The sequence below is a fragment of the Leptothoe sp. PORK10 BA2 genome (assembly GCF_034932105.1).
Lineage (GTDB): Bacteria > Cyanobacteriota > Cyanobacteriia > Phormidesmidales > Phormidesmidaceae > Leptothoe.
This window is the reverse complement of the sequence record NZ_JAYGIG010000002.1, coordinates 82380-103562: the sequence shown is the minus strand read 5'-3', so window position 1 is coordinate 103562 and position 21183 is coordinate 82380. Positions and strand designations below refer to the sequence as shown.

At 51.2% G+C, this 21183-nt stretch carries 21 protein-coding genes; 9 read left to right on the top strand and 12 right to left on the bottom strand.

Annotation, left to right across the window (positions count from 1 at the left end; translation table 11 throughout):
- Positions 1 to 53 precede the first annotated feature (53 nt).
- From VB741_RS01300 to VB741_RS01290, 3 genes are all read left to right on the top strand, one after another.
- A complete protein-coding gene (locus VB741_RS01300; RefSeq protein ID WP_323363326.1) occupies positions 54 to 854 on the top strand; it encodes an ABC transporter permease in 801 nt (266 codons plus the stop codon).
- Positions 855 to 1304: 450 nt separating this feature from the next.
- Positions 1305 to 2024 (top strand): sigma-70 family RNA polymerase sigma factor, encoded by a 720-nt coding sequence (locus VB741_RS01295; RefSeq protein ID WP_442786266.1) that lies wholly within the window; start codon positions 1305 to 1307, stop codon positions 2022 to 2024.
- Between the two features lie 146 nt (positions 2025 to 2170).
- A complete protein-coding gene (locus tag VB741_RS01290) occupies positions 2171 to 2953 on the top strand; it encodes an ABC transporter permease (protein ID WP_323363324.1) in 783 nt (260 codons plus the stop codon).
- A gap of 53 nt (positions 2954 to 3006) precedes the next feature.
- Here VB741_RS01290 and VB741_RS01285 read toward each other — a convergent pair whose 3' ends face one another.
- From VB741_RS01285 to pdhA, 6 genes are all read right to left on the bottom strand, one after another.
- Positions 3007 to 3597, bottom strand: coding sequence for a GNAT family N-acetyltransferase (locus tag VB741_RS01285; RefSeq protein ID WP_323363323.1), 591 nt, complete (start codon positions 3595 to 3597; stop codon positions 3007 to 3009).
- Positions 3581 to 4006 carry a hypothetical protein gene (locus tag VB741_RS01280; protein WP_323363322.1) on the bottom strand — a complete coding sequence of 142 codons (426 nt, stop codon included), beginning with the start codon at positions 4004 to 4006 and terminating at the stop codon, positions 3581 to 3583. Before VB741_RS01280 ends, VB741_RS01285 begins: the two co-directional genes overlap by 17 nt.
- Positions 4007 to 4095: 89 nt before the next feature.
- The gene (gene secF, locus VB741_RS01275; protein ID WP_323363321.1) at positions 4096 to 5046 is read right to left on the bottom strand and encodes a protein translocase subunit SecF; all 951 of its coding nucleotides are present in this window, start codon (positions 5044 to 5046) and stop codon (positions 4096 to 4098) included.
- Complete coding sequence (gene secD, locus VB741_RS01270; protein ID WP_323363320.1) at positions 5043 to 6482, bottom strand: protein translocase subunit SecD; 1440 nt, start codon at positions 6480 to 6482, stop codon at positions 5043 to 5045. Before secD ends, secF begins: the two co-directional genes overlap by 4 nt.
- Positions 6483 to 6658: 176 nt before the next feature.
- Positions 6659 to 7642, bottom strand: a complete 984-nt coding sequence (locus tag VB741_RS01265) for an alpha-ketoacid dehydrogenase subunit beta (protein WP_323363319.1) — start codon at positions 7640 to 7642, stop codon at positions 6659 to 6661.
- Positions 7643 to 7693: 51 nt separating this feature from the next.
- A complete protein-coding gene (pdhA, locus tag VB741_RS01260) occupies positions 7694 to 8722 on the bottom strand; it encodes a pyruvate dehydrogenase (acetyl-transferring) E1 component subunit alpha (RefSeq protein ID WP_323363318.1) in 1029 nt (342 codons plus the stop codon).
- A gap of 605 nt (positions 8723 to 9327) precedes the next feature.
- Here pdhA and VB741_RS01255 point away from each other — a divergent pair.
- Positions 9328 to 11409, top strand: coding sequence for an IMS domain-containing protein (locus tag VB741_RS01255; RefSeq protein ID WP_323363317.1), 2082 nt, complete (start codon positions 9328 to 9330; stop codon positions 11407 to 11409).
- A gap of 37 nt (positions 11410 to 11446) precedes the next feature.
- Here the strand turns inward: VB741_RS01255 and VB741_RS01250 are convergent, their stop codons facing one another.
- Positions 11447 to 12307 (bottom strand): MoxR family ATPase, encoded by an 861-nt coding sequence (locus tag VB741_RS01250; RefSeq protein WP_323363316.1) that lies wholly within the window; start codon positions 12305 to 12307, stop codon positions 11447 to 11449.
- Positions 12308 to 12562: 255 nt separating this feature from the next.
- Between VB741_RS01250 and VB741_RS01245 the strand changes: the two genes are divergently transcribed.
- The 3 genes from VB741_RS01245 (at position 12563) to ctpC (ending at position 16224) form a co-directional block, all read left to right on the top strand.
- On the top strand, positions 12563 to 13033 hold the full coding sequence (locus tag VB741_RS01245) for a tetratricopeptide repeat protein (protein WP_323363315.1): 471 nt from the start codon (positions 12563 to 12565) through the stop codon (positions 13031 to 13033).
- Positions 13034 to 13311: 278 nt separating this feature from the next.
- Positions 13312 to 14538, top strand: coding sequence for a (E)-4-hydroxy-3-methylbut-2-enyl-diphosphate synthase (gene ispG / locus VB741_RS01240; RefSeq protein ID WP_323363314.1), 1227 nt, complete (start codon positions 13312 to 13314; stop codon positions 14536 to 14538).
- A gap of 387 nt (positions 14539 to 14925) precedes the next feature.
- A complete protein-coding gene (gene ctpC, locus VB741_RS01235) occupies positions 14926 to 16224 on the top strand; it encodes a carboxyl-terminal processing protease CtpC (protein ID WP_323363313.1) in 1299 nt (432 codons plus the stop codon).
- 10 nt (positions 16225 to 16234) lie between these two features.
- Here the strand turns inward: ctpC and VB741_RS01230 are convergent, their stop codons facing one another.
- Genes VB741_RS01230 through VB741_RS01220 form a run of 3 tightly spaced genes read right to left on the bottom strand, consistent with a single transcriptional unit; the run spans position 16235 to position 17925 of the window.
- Positions 16235 to 16459, bottom strand: coding sequence for a hypothetical protein (locus tag VB741_RS01230; RefSeq protein ID WP_323363312.1), 225 nt, complete (start codon positions 16457 to 16459; stop codon positions 16235 to 16237).
- 26 nt (positions 16460 to 16485) lie between these two features.
- A complete protein-coding gene (pgsA, locus tag VB741_RS01225; protein ID WP_323363311.1) occupies positions 16486 to 16983 on the bottom strand; it encodes a CDP-diacylglycerol--glycerol-3-phosphate 3-phosphatidyltransferase in 498 nt (165 codons plus the stop codon).
- 36 nt (positions 16984 to 17019) lie between these two features.
- Positions 17020 to 17925 carry a cation diffusion facilitator family transporter gene (locus VB741_RS01220; RefSeq protein WP_323363310.1) on the bottom strand — a complete coding sequence of 302 codons (906 nt, stop codon included), beginning with the start codon at positions 17923 to 17925 and terminating at the stop codon, positions 17020 to 17022.
- Positions 17926 to 18274: 349 nt separating this feature from the next.
- Between VB741_RS01220 and VB741_RS01215 the strand changes: the two genes are divergently transcribed.
- On the top strand, positions 18275 to 18601 hold the full coding sequence (locus tag VB741_RS01215) for an Hpt domain-containing protein (RefSeq protein WP_323363309.1): 327 nt from the start codon (positions 18275 to 18277) through the stop codon (positions 18599 to 18601).
- A 113-nt stretch (positions 18602 to 18714) separates the two neighbouring features.
- Here VB741_RS01215 and VB741_RS01210 read toward each other — a convergent pair whose 3' ends face one another.
- Together VB741_RS01210 and VB741_RS01205 are read right to left on the bottom strand one after the other, a co-directional pair.
- Complete coding sequence (locus VB741_RS01210) at positions 18715 to 19143, bottom strand: bactofilin family protein (protein WP_323363308.1); 429 nt, start codon at positions 19141 to 19143, stop codon at positions 18715 to 18717.
- A gap of 483 nt (positions 19144 to 19626) precedes the next feature.
- Positions 19627 to 20316, bottom strand: coding sequence for a diacylglycerol/polyprenol kinase family protein (locus tag VB741_RS01205; protein WP_323363307.1), 690 nt, complete (start codon positions 20314 to 20316; stop codon positions 19627 to 19629).
- Between the two features lie 133 nt (positions 20317 to 20449).
- Between VB741_RS01205 and pyrH the strand changes: the two genes are divergently transcribed.
- Complete coding sequence (gene pyrH / locus VB741_RS01200; RefSeq protein ID WP_323363306.1) at positions 20450 to 21178, top strand: UMP kinase; 729 nt, start codon at positions 20450 to 20452, stop codon at positions 21176 to 21178.
- The last annotated feature ends 5 nt before the right edge of the window (positions 21179 to 21183 follow it).

Here is a 21183-nt window from a genome sequence, read left to right as displayed (position 1 = left end):
ACTGTTAGCATAGCTAACTAAACTGCTTTCCCGCACTCCCATGTCCCGTAGCGATGCCTCTACCTAGTTATCTTCAGCGTCCCCTACGCATAATTCCGACGCTTTTATCGGTTTACTATGCCTACATGCTGGAGTACCGTGCCGAGCTTATGTTTTGGGTACTTTCCGGCTCATTTCCCTTAATTCTGATGGGTCTGTGGCAAGAAGCCGCCCGCAGCGGACAGTTTGATCTCCAGCCGGATCAGGTGGTGCGTTACTTTCTTGCGGTTTTTGTCGTTAAGCAGCTAACGGTTGTTTGGGTGATTTGGGATTTTGAGCGGGAAGTCTTAGAAGGTAAGCTATCGCCCCTGTTACTGCAGCCCCTAGACCCAGGCTGGCGTCATTTTTTGTCCCATTTGGCTGAGCGACTGGCCAGACTTCCGTTCATTGTGGCTTTAGTCGGACTCTTTCTTTGGCTATATCCCGAGGCTCGTCAGGCACCTGCCCATGTCCTGTGGGGCTTTGGGGCCATTAGTTTGGCTTTTTGCCTACGCTTTTTGATGCAGTATACCTATGCCATGGTGGCTTTCTGGGTGGAGCGGGCAGCGGCCATTGAGCAGCTTTCTTTCTTGCTTTACACGTTTTTCTCCGGCATGGTAGCTCCGCTAACCCTATTCCCTGAGGCGATGCAGGCGGCGGTGTTTTGGACGCCATTTCCCTATTTGATTTATGTCCCAGCCAGTCTGATCGTTGGTTTGCCCGTCAACATTGGCCAAAGTATGGTTGCTACGATCCTATGGTGTGTGATCTTTTTGGGGTTAAATCGCTGGCTATGGCGACGGGGGTTAAAACGTTATTCTGGCATGGGTGCTTAAGTAGATGGTTTTAAACCCTACATAACGTACTTAAGTATATGTAGAGAACATGAATTTAACTGTGGCTATACAAAGTTAATATGTGGTGTGAATGGCTTAGCTTTAAATCAAATTCAATTCTCTTCATAGGCTCCATATTTTCATCTATTCAATTGAACTTTTCTATTAAAAAAAAGCGTTTATCGCGTATCTCTTAACTAACACTTTACGGACCGCCCATGGGGTTCAGACTAAAGTAGTAACGAGCCATTTCTCTAGGAGATAAGCTCGTTGATATGGCTGATGCTTGCTTGGAGTGGCTGTGATTACAATGGCGAACAATCTCAGTGGTTCTCACAGGGATGCTTGTTCTACCAGTCTTATCGTCCGGTCATTCTGGCTGACTAAATCTAGGTCTAATACCTAGTTGCTTCGGTTCCGGCTTAAACAACTTCCTGAATTGTTTTTATGATGACTACTATTGAACTTGACGCACCCTCTTTATCTAGTGAAGCTCTTAATTCTATTGCCACAATTTCTGCATTTCAAACACTGCAGTCCCATAACCAAAAACTGGCTGCTGAGCAACTTAATCAGCTGGACTTAGCCGAATTAATTAATCTGTGTCAGGGTGATCGCTATCCGGCGCAGGCACCGTTTTCGGAACTAATGCGACGGTACAAGTCCCATGTCGATCGCCAGCTTTATCATCTCGCTCCCGATTGGTCTGATCGGTCTGATCTGGCTCAAGAGGTTTGGATTCGCGTCTATCGCAATTTGCATCGTCTACAGTCACCGGTGAAATTTAAAGGCTGGATGAGTCGTATTACTACCAATTTGTTTTACGACGAGCTGCGTAAACGCAAGCGTCATGCCGGTACCCTGTCGTTGGATGCGCCGCGTCATCTAGATGATGGTCAGGTTGATTGGGAGATCGCATCGGAAGAGCCTAGCCCTGTGGATACCATGATGACCCATGAATTTTACGATCGCTTGCAGTCCGCCATTGCTGACTTGCCTGAAGTATTTCGAACCACAATTGTCTTGAGAGAAATTCAAGGATTGCCTTATGACGAGATTGCGGAGATTACCGGAGTTTCCTTAGGTACTGTCAAGTCTCGTATTGCTCGAGCCCGCTATCGTTTGCAAGGCGAACTCAAGCGCTATGTGGATGGTCAGCAATCTTTTTAGTTCTGCGTTTTGGGCTCTGCATTGAGCATTGAACTCAACAACATTAAGGCTCAAGGCCATGGGCTGAGGCGGACTAAAACCCCACATTCCAACCTGTTTTCAACCTTTATTGGTACCATAGGGCGGATGGCTTGGAGTGGGTAGCGGTGCAGCGGTATTTAAGCGTGTTGCGGCTGTTTTGGGAAGTTGCGATCGCAGCTGAACTTGAATATCGTTTCAACTTTGTAATTGCCACCCTGAGTAGCCTCACGGCCTTGGGTGGCAATTTATTTGGCCTATTCTTGTTCTATCGCACCGGCTATGAGTTTCAAGGTTGGCAATGGCAAGAGGCCCTCGTAGTGTTGGGGGTGTTTACTATGCTGCAAGGCTTTGCTGCCACATTTTTGAGCCCCAACCTCAACCGCATTGTCAGCCATGTGCAGACAGGCACCCTCGACTTTGTGCTCCTAAAGCCCATCAGTTCCCAGTTTTGGCTCTCAACCCGTACCATCTCACCGTGGGGATTTCCAGACTTGGTCCTGGGGGCAGCCATGGTGGCCTATGCCGGTCACCAGCTGGGTTTGGGATTGGGCAACTATCTGGCGGCTTTAGTCCCCCTGGCCCTGGGCTTTGTGAGTTTGTACAGCCTGTGGTTTATATTGGGGGCCACCAGCATTTGGTTTGTCAAAATCTATAACGTCACAGAGGTGCTGCGCAGCTTTTTAGAGGCGGGACGATTCCCCATCGTGGCCTATCCAGCTGCCTTTCGCATCTTCTTTACCTTTGTCATTCCGGTGGCCTTTTTAACCACGGTCCCGGCTCAAATATTTCTGAACCGCATTGACTATGCCTGGTTGGCCGGGGCCGGTTTATTAGCCATCGGTCTGTTCCAGGCATCGCGCATGTTCTGGCGATTTGCTCTGCGGTTTTACACCAGTGCCTCTAGCTAATCTGCAACCATGCCTGCTGCTGGCACAAGCACCTTTTGGACAGAGATGGTGCACTATGTCAGCGGTGCAGATGTTGATGCGGTCCTGTCAGCCATTGACTCCAGTTGGCCTGAAGAGTAGTTATTAGCGGCCAAGCCATAAAGCAGCAGTGTTTGATTGTAATGATCTGGGGTGACGCCGAAGCATTCCATGCCTAACCGGACCATCACCCGCTGAGAGCGCCCATTGTCTAGGCTAGTGACTGCATGGATGGTGGACAACCCCAAACTTTCAAATCCGTAATGGAGGATGGCATGGGCGGCTTCGGTGGCATAGCCATAGCCCCAGCTGGCGGGGCGAAAATGCCAGCCAATTTCGATTTTGTTCCTGCTGCTGCTGATGTTGTCACTATAGGGCAGAGGCACTAGCAACAGACTGCCAATGGCCCGGTTAATGGCTTGCTCAATCACAGCCCATACACCGAGACCATTGACCGTGCGTTCAACATATCGCTGCAGTCTGGCTTGGGTGACATGGATGGATGAATCCGGGGGGACCTGCAGCCAACGGGTAACCCGTGGATCGCCATAGATATCAAAAGCTTGCTGGGCATCGTAGAGGGGATGCCAGGGGCGAATAATTAATCGTTCAGTTGTGAGTAGCATGGTTCACCAAGGACCATAGGGGATGGGACGCCCCCTGAAGCCGGATTTTGGTTAACTGCTTTTCCAACCGTTTGCGCTCGATGGGGGATAGGCCGAGGACAAGATGGCGAACCTCACGCACCAATAGGGTAATGGTGAGGCCAACACAGAAAAAGAACCCTAAAGAGCCCAAAAAGTTGTACTTAAGTCCGTAGTAAACAGAGGTCCAAGTGAAATAGTCCAATAGCAAGCTGATTTCAGATCGTAGCTGCCACAGGGTTAACGGCCCAATGGTTAACCACACCCCCACGGTCAGTTGCCACCACAGGGTTAGGGACTGTTGACGCAGGGCTTCAATGGCTTGTTCTGTTGCTTTCTCGGTGGCAGTAACCGGGCTGTCGATGTTTTGAGACCTGTCGGGAGAAGTCACGTCTTAGTTACGTTGTATAGATTGCGCCTTTGATGATTTAGGACGAGTAACGCCTATTTTACTAATTTCCCTAGGCGACTGGTGGCAGCTTACTCTACAACCGGGGCGGCCATGTCTGTATTTGAGTTAGAGCCAGAACGCCACCAGGCCAGCAGAGTGCTGGCGATAAAGATGCTGGAATAGGCCCCGACCAAAAAGCCAACGATCAGGGCCAGAGCAAAGAACTTGAGGGAATCTCCCCCGAAGATCACAATGGCAACTAGGGGTAACATCGTCGTCAAGGTGGTGTTAATAGAACGCCCCAGGGTTTGGTTAACGGCATCATTAACGATTTTATCCACCCCCTGATCCGGCATGAGGGTGAAGTTCTCACGGATGCGGTCGTAGATCACCACGGTGTCATTGACGGAAAAACCAACAATGGTGAGCAGGGCCACAATAAACAGACTATCTGCTTCGTACCCTATGGTCAGCCCCAAAATGGAGAATACACCTACGGTAATGACTACATCGTGAAGCAGGGCTACTAGGGCCAGCAGCGCATAGTCAAATTTAAACCGAAAACTTAAATAGACGGTGATACCAGCAAAGGACACCAGCAGGGACAGCAGACCGGCGATTAGCAGCTGTTTCCCTAGGGTGGGGCCGACCACGTCGATTTGAGCGGCGGTGGGATCGACTTGCCCCAGAATGTCGGTTAGGGCGGAGCGGAGAGTGGTTTGTTCTTCTACATCTAGGGTGCGGGTGCGAATGGCAATACCCTGCCCAGCGTCGCCCACTAGTTGTACACTGCCGCCTTCTAGGCCTTGGCCATCCAAAATTTCTCGGACATCGGCAATGTTGATGGGACTGTCACAGGCCCCAGCTTCGTCACAGTTTCGTTCGAGCTGTAGACGGGTGCCGCCAATAAAGTCCAGGCCGGGCCTAACTGGTCTATCGAACTGAGACCAGGACAGGGCCATGGCCGCCAGACTAACTAAAATTAGCAGCCCGGAGAGAAGCCACCAGATCAACCGTTGTTTGACGACGTTCAGTTTCATGGTTGAGACGGTTGCGAAGTAGAGGGCAGATCGGTGGCTAGGTTAGGGACAAAGTAGCTCACCTTGCGAAACTGGGGAAAGCTGATGACGAAAAATAACAGATTGCGGGTGCAGGTGAAGGCCGTAAATATACTCACTGCCACACCCACCGCTAGGGTGAGGGCAAATCCTTTGACTAGGCCAGCCCCAAACACAAATAGGGCGGCGCAGGCAATCAGGGTGGTGACGTTGCTGTCGAGAATACTGGAGAAGGCTCGGTAAAAACCTCCCTCTACAGAGCGGTAGAGGGTTTTTCCCGCCCGTAGTTCCTCTCGGGTACGCTCGAAGATCAGTACATTTGCATCTACGGCCATACCGATACTGAGGATAAAGCCGGCAATGCCAGGTAAGGTCATGGTCACCCCTAAAATGTTGTAGACGGCCCAGGTGATGAGGGCATAGATCATTAGGGCCACGTCGGCCAGGATGCCGGGCAGGCGATAGTAAACCGCCATGAAAATTAAGACGAGGACAAGTCCGATGATGCCCGCATAAAGGCTGCGTTGAATGCTATCGCGCCCTAGGGTAGCCCCGACGGTACGATTTTCCACCACTTCCACCGGGACAGGTAAAGCGCCCCCCCGCAGCTGAATTTCTAGATCTTTGGAGGATTCGGCGTCGAAGTTGCCGGAGATCACGGCGCTACCGCCGGTGATACCGGTGGACGCATATTCCACGTCGACAGTGGGGGCACTAATCAGCCGTTGATCGAGGAAAATCCCCAGGGTTCGACCGGTACCCGCAATGTTTCGGGTCAGTTCCGAAAACATGGTGGCTCCTTCGGTGGTGAAGTCGATCACCACTTCCCATGATTGGGCAGTGCCCCTGGGACGGGCGATGGCATCGGCCAGTTTTTCCCCCGTTAGTTCGCTGTTGTCAAAGAATTCGCTGAGGGTTTCACGGCTGGCCTGGAGGTCGGCGGTAATTTTTTCTAGCTCGGCTGTTTCTTCTGCCGAGCGGCTATCGCTGTTGATGGCCAGTAGGCGTTCCTGCTCAAGTTCTTGCTGGCTGACGATCTGGGCAACGGCTTGGAACTGGCCTTCTGTGCCCTGTTTCTGGGGTCGAAACTCAAGCTGGGCCGTGCCCCCTAATACTCGCTGGGCCTGGGCTGGGTCGCTGACGCCGGGGAGCTGGATCAGAAGCTGGTCTTGGCCAGAGCTTTGGACAATGGCTTCGGACACCCCTAGGCCGTTGACCCGGTTTTCGATTACCCGTTGGACGGCCTCTAGCTCCCGTTCAGAAATTTTGGTGATCTGTTCGTTGGGTAGAACCTGGAGGGTGAGCTGGGAACCACCCCGCAGGTCTAAGCCTAGCTGGGTGGGGAGTTGCACAATGGTAAAGATGGCTGCGATCGCAAGTCCCACAATTACTACTAGCATCGAGCGTTGTTTACCCATGGCCCTTCTCCCTACTATCCATACACCGATCCTTGTGTGACTGAGCTATCCAACAGAACATCCTATTATAGGTTGCCGCCCCTGGCCCAGTTAGCCTTTGGCCGGACATAAAAAGGCACATGAAAATCACCAGGGATAAGTCCTATCCCCGGTGCCACAACCCTAGGCGGACGGGCCTATACCCGGGCCATCATCATTTTTTCAACGGCTTCTACAATTTGCTTAGGCTGCACAATGGTCAGACTTTCTAAGCGGCCATTGTAGGGGGTGGGAATGTCTTGGGAGGACAGACGCATCACCGGTGCATCGAGTTCATCAAAAAAGCGATCATTGATGGAGGCGATAATCTCTGCGGCAATGCCGCCAGTGCGCATGCATTCTTCCACAATGATCACCTTGTGGGTTTTGCGAATGGATGCGCCAATGGTGTCGTAGTCAATGGGCTTCAGGGAGATCAGATCGATCACCTCTGGATCAAAGCCCTGGGCTTCAATTCCTTTGACCGCCTGGAGCACATGGTGACGCATGCGGGAGTAGGTGAGGATGGTCACATCCTTCCCAGGGCGCACCACATCCGCTTTGTCCAAAGGCACCAGGTACTCATCGCTGGGGAGGTCTTCCTTGAGGTTGTACAGCAGCACATGTTCAAAGAAGAGCACCGGGTTTTTATCGCGAATGGCCGACTTGAGCAAACCCTTGGCGTTGTAAGGCGTAGAGCAGGCCACAATCTTGAGACCGGGCACTGCCTGAAAGTAGGCCTCTAGCCGTTGGGAATGCTCTGCCCCCAGCTGACGTCCCACACCGCCAGGGCCCCGGATCACCATGGGAATGTGGTAGTTACCGCCGGAGGTGTAGGGCAGCATGCCCGCATTGTTAGCAATTTGGTTGAAGGCCAGGAGCAAAAAGCCCATGTTCATGCCTTCCACAATGGGGCGCAGGCCGGTCATGGCCGCCCCCACTGCCATGCCAGTAAAGCTGTTCTCCGCAATGGGGGTGTCCAGCACCCGCAGGGGGCCATACTTTTCGTAAAGACCTTTGGTGACCTTATAGGAACCGCCGTAGTGACCGACGTCTTCCCCGATCACAAAGACGGTTTCATCCCGTCCCATTTCTTCGTCTACGGCTTCCCTCAGGGCATTAAATAAAAGTGTTTCTGCCATTAGATACCTGTGATTTCTGACTGCGTAATTGGCCGATGTACTGGACGGGGGTTAGTCTTCAGCAAAAATGTACCGGTGGAGTTCGTCCGGCGAAGGCTCGGGGCTTTCTTCGGCAAACTTGACGGCGTCCTCAATGTGCAGCTCAATCCGCTTTTTGATCGCTGTGAGCTCGGCGCCATCGGCCAAGGTTTGCTCGATCAGGTAAGCTTCCATGCGGGTGATGGGGTCGCGGGCCTGCCATTCGTCTTTTTCGGCTTGCGATCGCAGCTCATCAGGATCCGCCAACGAATGCCCCCGGAACCGATAGGTCAAACATTCAATCAGCGTTGGGCCTTCCCCAGCCCGGGCCCGGGCCACCGCGACTTGGGCCACATCCCGCACCGCCAGCACATCCATGCCATCAACCTCGTAACCGGGCAGGCCAAATACGCTGGCCTTACGGTAAATCTCAGTTTGCGACGAGGCCCGCTCGTGGGCCATACCAATGGCCCACTTATTATTCTCAACCACAAACAAAATCGGTAATTTCCACAGCGCTGCCATATTTAGGCACTCAAAAAACTGACCGTTATTCGTAGTGCCATCCCCAAAGAAAGCAGCAGTTACCTGGTCAGCAGACGGATCCCCCAGGGCATCACGGCGATAGCGGGACTGGAATGCGGCCCCCAGCGCCACGGGAATACCTTCACCAATAAAGGCAAAGCCCCCCAACAGGTTGTGCTCTTTGGAAAACATATGCATTGAGCCGCCCCGGCCCTTACTACATCCGGTTTCCTTCCCAAAAAGCTCGGCCATGACTGCATTGGCAGGTACTCCGGCACTCAAGGCATGAACATGATCCCGGTAGGTGCTACACACGTAGTCATCCGAGCGCATGGACTTAATCACACCGCTGGATACAGCTTCTTGGCCGTTGTAAAGATGCACAAAACCGAACATTTTGCCCCGATAGTACATTTCGGCACATTTGTCCTCAAAGTACCGCCCCAGAACCATATCCTCGTATATCCTGAGGCCCTCTTGCCGATCTATTTTTGCTGAAGTCGCTTGAAATGTTGGTAATGTCCTTTCCTGAACCATTGGCTTGCTAATCGCCCCACCGCAGTACAAATTATGATTATTCCAAAAATAGTGATCAGTTCATGATCAACTTGCCACACGCAGAATAGTCGTTGGCCTGATTACGTTAAAATCGACCGAACATAATTTTAGACGACAATCTAGCTTTCCTCTCGGTGGATGTTCTTAAATCTGTGCGAATCTGTCCGAAATTTTACTTAGATTAAGCCCACATTACCAATGACTTAATGGCTGTAATCGTGGGGATTAAGTGGTGAATAAGTGCAATGTTATGAAAATTTTTACTTTGGGGAAACTGCTAAAGCAAGTGGATTTACGGGCTCCTATTTACATAGAAATGCTAGCCCTGTCTAGGAGGCTTAAAGCCTTAATTTCCCCGAACAATTGGCTGAAAAGTTTGATTCATTGCTGTAGGCTTTCAAATATAAGCATTTCATCGCTATTATGAATGCGGTTTTACATAAACGAGTGTTTCAACCTACTTAGGTAGTTTTCATACACTAATGGTGCGCCCATGGTCGTCCATGTCTGTACAATGACGTTCTCCAAGGTTTCACCTATATAAGTTATAAGTCGAAGTCAACTCGAATGCTAAGGAAGTCACTGTGCAAATTCCGCTAGATCACTACCGAATCCTGGGTTTACCCATGCAAGCGACAGCGGAACAACTGGAGCAGGCCCACCGTGACCGTACTCTACAGTTACCCCGGCGGGAGTATTCAGACTTTGCGATTCAGTCGCGGAAGCAGCTGATTGATATGGCCTATGATGCTTTGCGGGATTCGAGCCAGCGTCAGGTCTATGATGCCAAGCTATTGGCGGCGGGCTCAGAACCCGTTTCAATCGAGATTTATGAGGGGCAGCTAATTGGTGCCCTACTCATTTTGCTAGAACTCGGTGAATATGAGCTGGTGATTCGTTTCGGACGCCCCTATTTGAGCAGTGGCCCTAGCAATTTAGAGGGAACTGCCCAAGCAGCCCTGTCCGACGTTGTGCTCTCCCTCGGATTGGCCTGTCTGGAGCTGGGGCGAGAGCAGTGGCAGCAGCACCAGTACGAAAATGCAGCGGAATCGTTGGAAACAGGTCAAGAGCTGATGGTTCGAGAAAGCCTGTTTCCTGAGATGCAAAGAGATATCCAAGCAGACCTGGATAAACTAAAGCCCTATCGAATTCTAGAATTGGTGGCCCGTCCCCTAGCGGATAAAGCCGCTAGGCAGCAGGGCATTAGCCTGTTGAAATCCATGCTAGCGAAACGGGGCGGCATTGACGGGGCCAATGATGATGCTTCGGGCCTTAGCGTTGAAGATTTTTTACGCTTTGTCCAGCAGTTACGCAGCTATCTCACGTCGGCAGAACAGCAGGATATTTTTGAGGTCGAGGCCCAGCGCCCGTCCTCCGTCGGTGTCTACTTGTCCGTCTATGCGCTCCTAGCAAGGGGATTTGCCAAACACCAGCCAAACCTTGTGCGCCAAGCCAAGCAGCGCCTTGCCCTGTTGACCGAACGTCAAGACGTGTATTTAGAGCAGGCTGTATGTGCCGTGCTGCTGGGGCAGACCGAAGAGGCTACCTATGCCCTAGAGCGCAGCCATGAAAATGAGCCCATTTCCTTTATTAAAAGCCATTCTTCTGGGGCTCCCGATCTGCTGCCTGGGTTATGTCTTTATACCGAACGCTGGCTGCAGCAGGATGTATTCCCCTTCTTTAGGGATCTCAACCAGAGCAACGTCACCCTGAAAGACTACTTTGCCAATGAGCAAGTGCAGGCTTACTTGGAAGCAATGCCTCCCGACGATGGGATGTCTTCCAGCCAGGTTGATCAGGGCCGATTTGGTCAGAGCCGATTTGGTCAGGGCTATGGCGTGTCGCCCCCCAGTCCCAATTATGGCGAATCCCCCTTTGGGGCCGGACAGTCCCTGGGTGTGGGTGCTGCTGCCGGAGCTGCTGCTGTCGGAGTCGGAGTCGGAGCCGCTGCCTCCTCCCGTCGGCCTACCTACACCGCAGAAGAAGTGTCGAGCCTATCGCCAGATGGTCAGCTAGGCGATGATGAATTGGCCTCTAGTGTGGTGTTGGATGATTCGTCTGCTAAAGTACGACGACGATCATCGTCGCCAAAATGGGGGCGTTTGGCCCTTGTGCTGCTGCTGGGGTTGCTGGGCCTAGGCTTGCTAGGGTTCATTGTGGCCCAGTTATTGGGTTGGTTTGGTGGCCTGTTTGGGGGACCCAGGCTCAAGGGAGATCCCGTGGATCTTGATGTAGCGCGTCCCGCCATCGAACTGCCCACTGAAGAAAGCACCCCATCAGCGGTTAGTGACGATGTGCAGGTAATTGCAGAGGAAGCCATTCAACTTTGGTATACCACCAAGGGCGAGGCCATGGGGCCCAATTGGGATGTGACCGCCCTCGAAGATATTCTCTTGGAACCAGCCTTGTCCGAGTGGACCAATCGGGTCCAACTAAACCAGAGGGATGGTGTCCATGTAGAGTACGAACAATCGATCCAAAATCTATCTGCTGAAGAGATTGATGACGATCAAATCAAGGTGACGGCCGATGTGGAAGAGACAGCAAATGCCTATCAATTTGGTGTTTTGAGCGAAGCGGCTTCATTCAAAGATCAGCTGACGGTTGAATACAATCTCAAAAAGCAGGATGACCGTTGGATGATTGAGTCTTTTTCCGTGAATTGATGCAGTGGTTCAGAGGGCGTGATCTATGGGGGCGAAACTACACTGAGCCTGCATGTTCTAGGGATAGCTGGGGTGTCGTCACCGGCTTAATCTCTGGCATTTGTCTTGACAGCTGATTAAATATTTCCCAAAGCACCTCATTGGCATCGGTGGCTGACTGGGAGGAACGGGAAAGCAAGATATCCCGACAGACTTGCCTAAAGTCAGTATCATCCGCCGAAACGGCAATGCCTTCACAGTGACATATTTGGGCAATCATTAGCTGTGGGCGGAGACTAAATCTGCTCTCTGGCGATATATGGTGAAAAAATTGCTGCACCAGTCTAATGACTAGGGCCGCCGCCTCAAGGGAAATCCCAATCAATTCCACCAGTAGCTGCTGTTGCGCCAAGAGGTTGGGTTCAGGTAAGTTCATCGTCACCACCCGATCAATCAGTGTGCTTGGGGTGCTGTAGGTGCCACAGTATTCCTCAGCATTAGAGGTAAAAATCACCCGAAACTCTGGGTGAATGGGCACATACTCTAATCCGCCTGGATGGGGCAGGGCTAACATCTTTTCCCCTAGGGCAGATAGCAACGCCGTATTCATCTCAGGTCGCGAACGATTAAATTCGTCATAGATCAGGGTCCATCCTTCCCGACAGGCTACCCTGAACCAGGAATTTTGGTGGTTAAATTCCCCCTGCACGGTCAAATCATGGCCCCCCATGACCAACATCACTGGCTGCCTCCGGCAATCGGCCAGATGTATGGCTAAGGTGGTTTTCCCAATGCCCGTTGGGCCTTCTAAATGAATTGAGTAGCCAGACCTGAGATAGCGTAGCGCCCGCTGCATGACCTGCTCAAGTGCAGCGGTCTTGACAAACTGCTGGGGGCGCACCTGAATTACCGTGGACACAGAGATACCGATCCTTTGTAAGTGGAGTATGGGCTATAACGTGTGGACACGCCCGTGTATGATTTGCCTTAGCTTTCCCTAGTGGTGTACACCACTACCTATTGCCGCCCCCCAGACTTATTCATTCCATCGTGGGTACTTTCCGCATCGTTCAGATGAATTGTGATTTTCTTCACAACCCAGGGCTACCGCTGATTACGGCTCAATAGGTGCCCTAGGCACCTGTCCAATTCGATTGATCAACCTGTTTAACTGATGGATTCTGCCTATATTGATCGCCTCTTGCAGGCATTGAAAGATCCGGATGAAACCGTGCGCAATCAAGCAACAGGAGAATTCTGGCACATGTGGTTTCACCAAAAGGGTGTCCAAGGTGCTAAGCGCTTAATTGAGAGCCAAACCCTAGTGGAAGCGGAGCAAGGTGAGGATGCTAAAGCGATTCTTGATCAGCTGATAGTTACCCTGCCAGACTTTGCTGAAGCTTGGAATCGACGGGCTGTCTTTTACTACATGCAGGGTAACTATTTGGCGGCGGCCAAGGACTGCGAAAAAACCCTTGAGCTCATTCCCTATCACTTTGGGGCTTTGCATGGCCTGGGTTTATGCCATGCTTCCGTAGGCAATTATCTGGATGCCATTCAATGTTTTCGGCGCACCCTGGATATTCAACCGTTCTCTTTGATTAATCAGCGTCTGGTATTGGAATGTATTGCCAAGTTAAATTAGGCAGCGTTATGACGGTCTCGATGGCATTGCCTATAGTATCCCCGCCCATAGTTTTTCCATAAGGCTTTCAGCGAGTGCCTAGAGGGTGAGCTATGGGCGTAAAACGATATTTTGTCGTCCAGACTGCCAGTAAGCGTCTGCATTTTGTGGGACGCTAGCAAAATACAATAGGACAATAAGCCAGATCCACGTTCAGAACAGTAGGTTTTTCCTAGGGGAATGCTTACGCCTCTAACTTGAATGGGGTCTAAACCGTAAATTCATCTGTATCTCGACGTATGCAAACCCTGACGCCTCCCCCTGCCAACACCAGTGCCAACGAACTGATCGACACCCAAATTATTCGTCGTAAGACTCGTCCAGTACCCGTCGGTGACGTCATTATTGGTGGCGGAGCCCCGGTTGTCGTACAGTCCATGATCAATGAAGATACGCTGGATATTGACGGGTCAGTGGCCGGGATTCGACGCTTGCATGAGATTGGCTGTGAGATTGTCCGGGTTACGGTGCCTAGCATGGCCCATGCTAAGGCCTTGGCGACTATTAAGGAAAAGCTGGCGGCTACTTACCAGGTTGTGCCCTTGGTGGCCGATGTCCATCACAACGGGATGAAGATTGCCCTGGAAGTGGCTAAGCATGTGGATAAGGTGCGGATCAACCCGGGGCTTTACGTATTTGAAAAACCCAGTGACAGCCGCACGGAATATACCCAGGCAGAGTTTGATGCCATTGGTGAAAAAATTAGAGAAACCCTTGAGCCCCTGGTAATATCCCTGCGCGATCAGAACAAAGCCATGCGCATTGGGGTGAACCATGGTTCTTTAGCGGAGCGCATGCTATTTACCTATGGTGATACCCCCGAGGGCATGGTGGAGTCAGCCCTGGAGTTTATCCGTATTTGCGAGTCCCTAAATTTCCATAACCTAATTATTTCCTTAAAGGCATCTCGAGTGCCCGTGATGTTGGCGGCCTATCGCCTCATGGCCCAACGGATGGATCAGTTGGGCATGGCCTATCCGCTGCATCTAGGGGTGACCGAGGCGGGGGATGGCGAATATGGCCGGATAAAATCCACCGCTGGCATTGGGACGTTGCTGGCCGAGGGGATTGGGGATACCATTCGCGTTTCCTTGACCGAGGCCCCTGAAAAAGAAATTCCGGTGTGCTATAGCATTTTGCAGGCCCTGGGCTTACGCAAAACCATGGTGGAATATGTCGCTTGCCCCTCTTGTGGTCGGACGCTATTTAACCTAGAGGAGGTTTTGCATAGGGTGCGGGAAGCCACTAGCCACCTGACGGGTTTGGATATTGCGGTAATGGGCTGCATCGTCAATGGGCCAGGGGAAATGGCAGATGCTGACTATGGCTATGTGGGTAAAACGCCGGGCTATATCTCCCTCTATCGGGGCCGTGAGGAAATCAAGCGGGTACCGGAAGAGGAGGGGGTGGTGGAATTAATTAATTTGATTAAGGGGGATGGTCGTTGGGTGGAGCCCGGAAGCTAAGTTTCTTTAACGGTCATGCTCAATTTAGTGTCCCTATCTAAAACTATTTTTTGCTCAAGAAAGCAACGGTTTTAGATGGGGATTTGGTATTTCTAAGGAAGCTTTTATGGTTAAATCATGCCAATTTGTTAATTTTGTTTAGCAAACGAAGCCTTATTTTGAACCTTAATCCCCGTTTGTTAGTCTAGTAACTTGTAGGAGATTGACTGAAAATCTAGCCAATTTTCCGGAAGAGTTGCTAAGCTGCATTGAATGACTATATGGACTAAATATATGTACGATGCCTGCGTCGACTGAGCAAAGCTTATATATTTATAAGGTGTGAGTTAGCTATTTATACTGTTTGGTTCAGTACGTGTCGTCCTAATTTTTTCTGGATCTCTTTTTATGGCAACCAAGAAGCATGGCCTGATTTTGGGTGCGGCAGCTTTGGCAAGTATGGCTGTTGTTGTGGCAGGTACTAGCATTCACTGGTCTCAGAGTCAGGCATTCTTTAGGGAGAGCCCGAAAGAGGTGATCGATGAAGTGTGGCAGCTGATCGATAACGAGTATGTTGATGAAACATTTAATGCTCAAGACTGGCAGGCTATCCGCACCGACTATCTCAATCGTGACTATACCGACAGTGGTGATGCCTACGAAGCCATTAGGGAAATGGTAGATTCCCTTGGGGATCCTTACACGCGCTTCATGGATCCCGAGGAGTTTCGCAATATGCAAATCGATACCTCCGGTGAGTTGACCGGTGTAGGTATCCAGATTTCCCAGGAAGAAGAAACGGAAGAAATCGTCGTGGTTTCTCCCATTGAGGATACACCGGCTTTTGAGGCGGGTCTCCGTTCTGGAGATGTGCTGATCCGTATTGATGGTCAGACCACCGCAGGGATGGATCTCAGTGATGCGGTGAACTTGATCCGAGGTCCGGTGGATTCTGAGGTTACTCTGACCGTACTCCGTGAGGGTGAGGAGATTGACTTTGATTTGGTGCGTGCTCGGATTGAGATTCATCCCGTACGCTATGCCTACCATCCGGAACAGGAGGGCGGTGTCGGCTACATTCGCCTGACGCAGTTTAGTGCCAATGCTGCGTCTGAGATGCGTGAGGCTATTCAAGAGCTGGAGCTGCGTGATGTGACGGGCTACGTTCTGGATTTACGTTCTAACCCGGGTGGTTTGCTCTATTCCAGTATTGATATTTCCCGCATGTGGCTGAGTGACGGGACTATTGTTTCGACGGTGAACCGTGAAGGCACCTTGGATGAAAATGTGGCCAACAATCGAGCTTTGACTGATAAACCCTTGGTGGTGTTGGTGGATGGTGGCTCGGCCAGTGCCAGTGAAATTTTGTCTGGGGCCCTGCAGGATAATAATCGGGCGGTGCTGGTGGGGACGAAGACCTTTGGTAAAGGGTTGGTGCAGTCGGTGCGCGGCCTAGGGGATGGTTCTGGCATCGCGGTGACTATTGCTAAGTATCTCACCCCCAGTGGTCGTGATATTAATACTCTGGGTATTGAGCCCGACTTTATGGTGGAGCTGACGGATGATCAGCGGGAATACCTCAGTGAAGATCGCGATCGCATCGGTACCCTAGAGGACCCCCAGTATGCGAAAGCAATCGAAGTCCTCAATGATTTACTCAGAGGTCAGCGCGAGGCGGCTAGCGTCGAAGGCGTTACCGCTAACTAAAGTCTCAATATTACTGGGGGCTGCATTTTCCGGCCCGAATCAATCCCACTCGTTTGGCAATAGCTTCATTGCGACTGGTAAATGGTCCCCAGATATTTGGGGCATCGGTGGATGAGTTTAGTTCACCTTGGGTACAAATTTCGCAATGGCCGTCTGGCTGTTGGACCACGTGCCAAGCGTCGGGTTCTGTCTGAGTGCAAACGTTTTGGGTGTCAATGGTTGGATCGGTTTCCATGGTCGTGGAGGTTGGGGATAAGGGAATTAAGCCATGAGATAGATTAGCCCAGACCACCAGGTGAGCACCACGGCTAGCCAAAATAATCCCAGGGCTACTGCGGGATAACTTTGGGCCAGGGGGGATATGAGGAGTGCGATCGCACCAATCTGCACCACCGTTTTCGCCTTACCCCACATATTTGCCCCCATCACCTTGGGCTGGCCCACTCGCCACCCGGCAATGGTCAGTTCCCGCGCCAAAATCAGAAACACCCCCCAGGCAGGGACCGTACCCAGCTGCACCAAAACCAGCAGCGGAGCCAAAACCAGCAGCTTGTCCACCAGCGGGTCCAAAAACTTCCCCAGCTCCGTCACCTGGTTGAGTCGCCGTGCCAAGTAACCGTCCAGCCAGTCGGTACAGGCGGCCAATAAAAATACCGCCACGGCCCACCAACGATGACTGACCGAGGGATCTATCAGTAGCCCAAACATTAGCGGAATCGCCACCAGCCGCGACACCGTAATCCATGTGGGTAAATTCATCACACCTAAGTCCATTGCCAGTTCATCGCCATCGGATCATTGGTAGCTAATGTGCTCTTCGTGATAGTTAGGCGGTTCCACATGGATGGTGACCCGAATCGGACCAAACATCTGTTCCAACGTCTGTTCCACCACTTCCGTAATATTATGGGCACTGACCACATCCGTTGGTTCCACAATTAGATGCATATCGACAAATACTTGACGCCCCAATAATCCCCGCGATGCAATGCTATGGCAGTTAATCACGCCAGACACCTTCATCACCTCCCGATGGATCGCCTCTGGGGCAATGGCCATTTCATCCACCAACCAGGGCAAATTGGCCGAGAGAACAATCCAGCCACTATGGAGCACTAGAATCGCTACGGGCAGCGCCAGAAAAATATCTAACCAATCGAGGCCTCTCCACACACCGATGAGGCCAGCAATCACGACGATGGTGATCCAGATATCGCTCATGGTGTGGTGAGCGTCGGCAATTAAAAGCTTGCTGCCTAAACGCACCCCCACCCGTCGTTCATAAACGGCAACAATGATATTAATCCCTAACACCAGCAGCATGATCCACAGTGCCCCCGACGTTAAAACCACAGGGGTCCCCCCCATCAGCAGTCGTTCAAAGGCCCCCTTTAAAATTTCAAAGCAAGCAATGCCTAAAAATGCGGCCACCCCCAGGGCTCCCACCGCTTCATACTTCTGATGACCATAGGGATGCTCCCGATCCGGTTCTGGGGATGCCAACTGGTTGGTTATCAAGCCAAGCACATTATTGGCACTATCCGTCACACTGTGGAGCGCATCCGCCAGCAAACTTAAGGACCCTGTCCACAAGCCCACCGCGATTTTAAGACCCATTACTAATAAATTGAGAAGCAGGGTAATGAGTAGAACCTGCCTCACTTTAGACTGATAGCCAACGCCAGACACTTCAGTAGACATGCACGACTTCTCCGCAGCATGTTTAATAGTAGCGAAGGACGTTCCCCAGCGGACACTCCTGCGGATTCTTGTGGGTTAAGCCATCAAAAACCGAACATCAAAGCCATTTCATGGCATTTTGTAGAGTGAGAAGGTAACCCTAAAGACTCAATGTCATTTTTTGCTGCCCTATTAATTTGGCTGATTAGCCTATGGCTAAGTTTTGCCATTGATGGGCTCCCCCATCTGTTTGGGCTGTGGCCAAAATTTCCATGGTTTTGGCTGGGCCTGGGCGCAGTTTTATTGAGCTGGCTGATAAAAGATAACTAATGATTTCTTGATTTTCTACACGCTGTCATTACAAAACACCATGGCTAAAACCTTTGACCAAAATCAATTGGAACAGCTGGCAGGAGGGGATAAGGCGTTCGAAAAAGAACTCCTCCAGTTGTTTGCCGCTGATACTGAAAATAGTCTCAGCCAGTTAGCAATCGCTATTTCCATGGAAGACCCATCGGCGGTACGATCCCTGGCCCATTACATCAAAGGCGCTAGTGCCAATGTCGGTGCGGTTGGTATGGCTAAAATAGCTGCCCAGCTAGAAGCGCTAGCAAAGTCTGGTAATCTGACATCCGCAGCCTCCAGCCTTAGACAGCTACAACTACTGCATGGACAGGTTAAACGTATGGCCCGTTAGGGCTGGAGTGAATTTAGCCCCGCTAGCACCATTGCCAAAGCCTTTATGGCTAGCAATGGATTTTAAGGCCTTTCGATTCCGTTAGGCAGGTCATCTATTGGTCCTGCTTGAAACTAGGCAGATGTCCGCTTTCCGGTAGTAGGGCCAGTGGTTTCAGTGGTGCCGTAGAGTTCTGGTAAATCCCGTGACGGCGGCAGTGTCTTTGATTCGCGAGTCTCAATGTAGCCTGTGTAATAAGCCCCGGGCTCAATTTCTAGGGAACCGGCCACCACATCCCCTTCTAACCGAGCGGTGCTCATCAACACAAGCTTGCCCTCGGCAAATACTCGGGCCTTCAGCACCCCTTCGACTGTGATGTTGTTGGCCCGGATTTCTTGTCCTTCCACCAGTCCAGTTTTAGAAATATCTAAATCCCCTTGGATGTCAACAATTCCGTGGATGATGCCGTCGACGACTAACTTGCCTTCGGCATGAATATTCCCTTCAATTTCACATGTCCGACTGAGATAGGTGAGAACAGCGGCTGGCTTTCGTTTAAACATAAACACAATACTTCAGTACCCGTTTGGCTGGACAGCAGTAAAAATTAAAAGTTCAACTATGGGGTGGTGCCTAGATGCATCTCTAATCTGAAACTTTCTGCTTAATGGATCATATGCCACAAAATATAGCCAACTAAATCTTATCCATATCCAGAATGAGCAGTTCGATCTGGGAAAAGCTACAGATTCCAACTTGAAGCTGGTTTAGTAGGTTGGGTAATACCAAACAAACTGCTTTTTGAAACTTTAAGACTTTTCTTATCTAAACTCTAGCATCAGTTTTTGATTCGCAAGGTTATCTAGACCATGAGTTTTTATAGGCTTTTTCATAAAGGTTTGCAAACAACGTTGTCGGCACAGATAGCCCATTTTATCCATCGGTCTGGGGGATCATGACCTAGCGCATTCATCAGTATTGAAGAACGTTATGGCTGGGACCTGATGGGGAATGGCTGGGGCGGGGCGACGGGGTTTAGCCTAGGTTCAACCTAGGAAATGGGTAAGGGCTAAGGTGGTAGCAGTGGCCCCAATGGGAACGGTCAGATTGTCGATTCCGTACTTGGAAACAGCTTCTAGCATAGTGGCTACGATCGCCACCCCCAGGGCCGTCATCCCCAGGGGCCAGCTCAGGCCCTGCAGTCCCCCCAATACTGCTAATACCACCAGGGCGCTGGCCATGGCCATGGTCAGACTGCCCTCCCAGCTTTTCTTCTCGCCCCAAATTTCATAGCTATGACGGCCCCAACGCTGGCCCACCAAGGCTGCCAGCCCATCCCCCCAGCACATGATCAAAATACCGATCACCCCAAAGTAGGGATAGCCCTGGGGCCAGCACCAGCCCATCAGCACCCCGATACTGACCGCATAGAAAAAGGTGCCCCAGCTGCGGCGGCCCACACTATTGATACCCGGTAAAATTGGGAATCGGTAAGACAGTAAGGCCACCCCAGCAGAGACCACAGCCGCCGCCACCCCCAGCCAAGCCGGAAGCATGAACCACCAGGCCAATAAAATGACATGTCCCGCCCCAATGTGGACAATCTTGCGGGTGATTTCAGGACCATATCCCAGTCGCCTAGAACCTTCCGATGCCCCACCAATCAACACCAGCCAGGCTAGCACCAATCCCACCTGCCAGCCGTAACCTGCTAACCCAGTCTCCAATTGACTCATTTGTTACGTACATTTACGTGGATCACCCAACGCGATTGTAAAGCGTACACTATGTCCATTCCCAATGCGGTTTCCCAATCACCCTTGGGCTGCTATCTTTATGGGGAAATTCAGTCACTAATATAGTTATCGCATGGGCCATACCTACAAGCGCGTCCTACTAAAACTCAGCGGCGAAGCTTTAATGGGCGAATTAGCCTACGGCATTGATCCCCAAATAGTAGATGCCATCGCTAAGGAAATTGCTGCCACCGCTGAACTCGGTATAGAAATTGCCGTCGTCGTGGGCGGTGGGAATATCTTCCGAGGTGTGAAAGGGGCGGCATCTGGCATGGATCGGGCCACCGCCGATTACATTGGCATGCTAGCCACCGTCATGAACGCCATGACTCTGCAGGATGCCCTAGAGCGGATCGAAGTGCCCACTCGGGTACAAACAGCGATTTCCATGCAGGAAATGGCTGAACCGTATATCCGGCGACGGGCCATTCGTCATCTGGAGAAAAAACGGGTGGTTATCTTTGGCGCTGGGTCAGGTAATCCCTTCTTTACTACCGATACCACCGCTGCCCTCCGGGCGGCTGAAATCAGTGCCGAAGTTTTGCTCAAGGCCACCAAGGTGGATGGGGTTTATGATAGCGATCCCAACACTAATCCCAATGCAAAACGCTATACCACTTTGACCTATAGTCATGTTCTAGCCAAAGATCTTAAAGTGATGGATGGTACGGCCATTGCATTGTGTAAAGATAACGATATCCCCATCATGGTGTTTAACCTAGCCGTTGATGGCAATATTCAACGTGCCATGTCTGGGGAACCAATTGGCACAATTGTGGGAGGAACTTGTGAAGTTAGCTGACATTA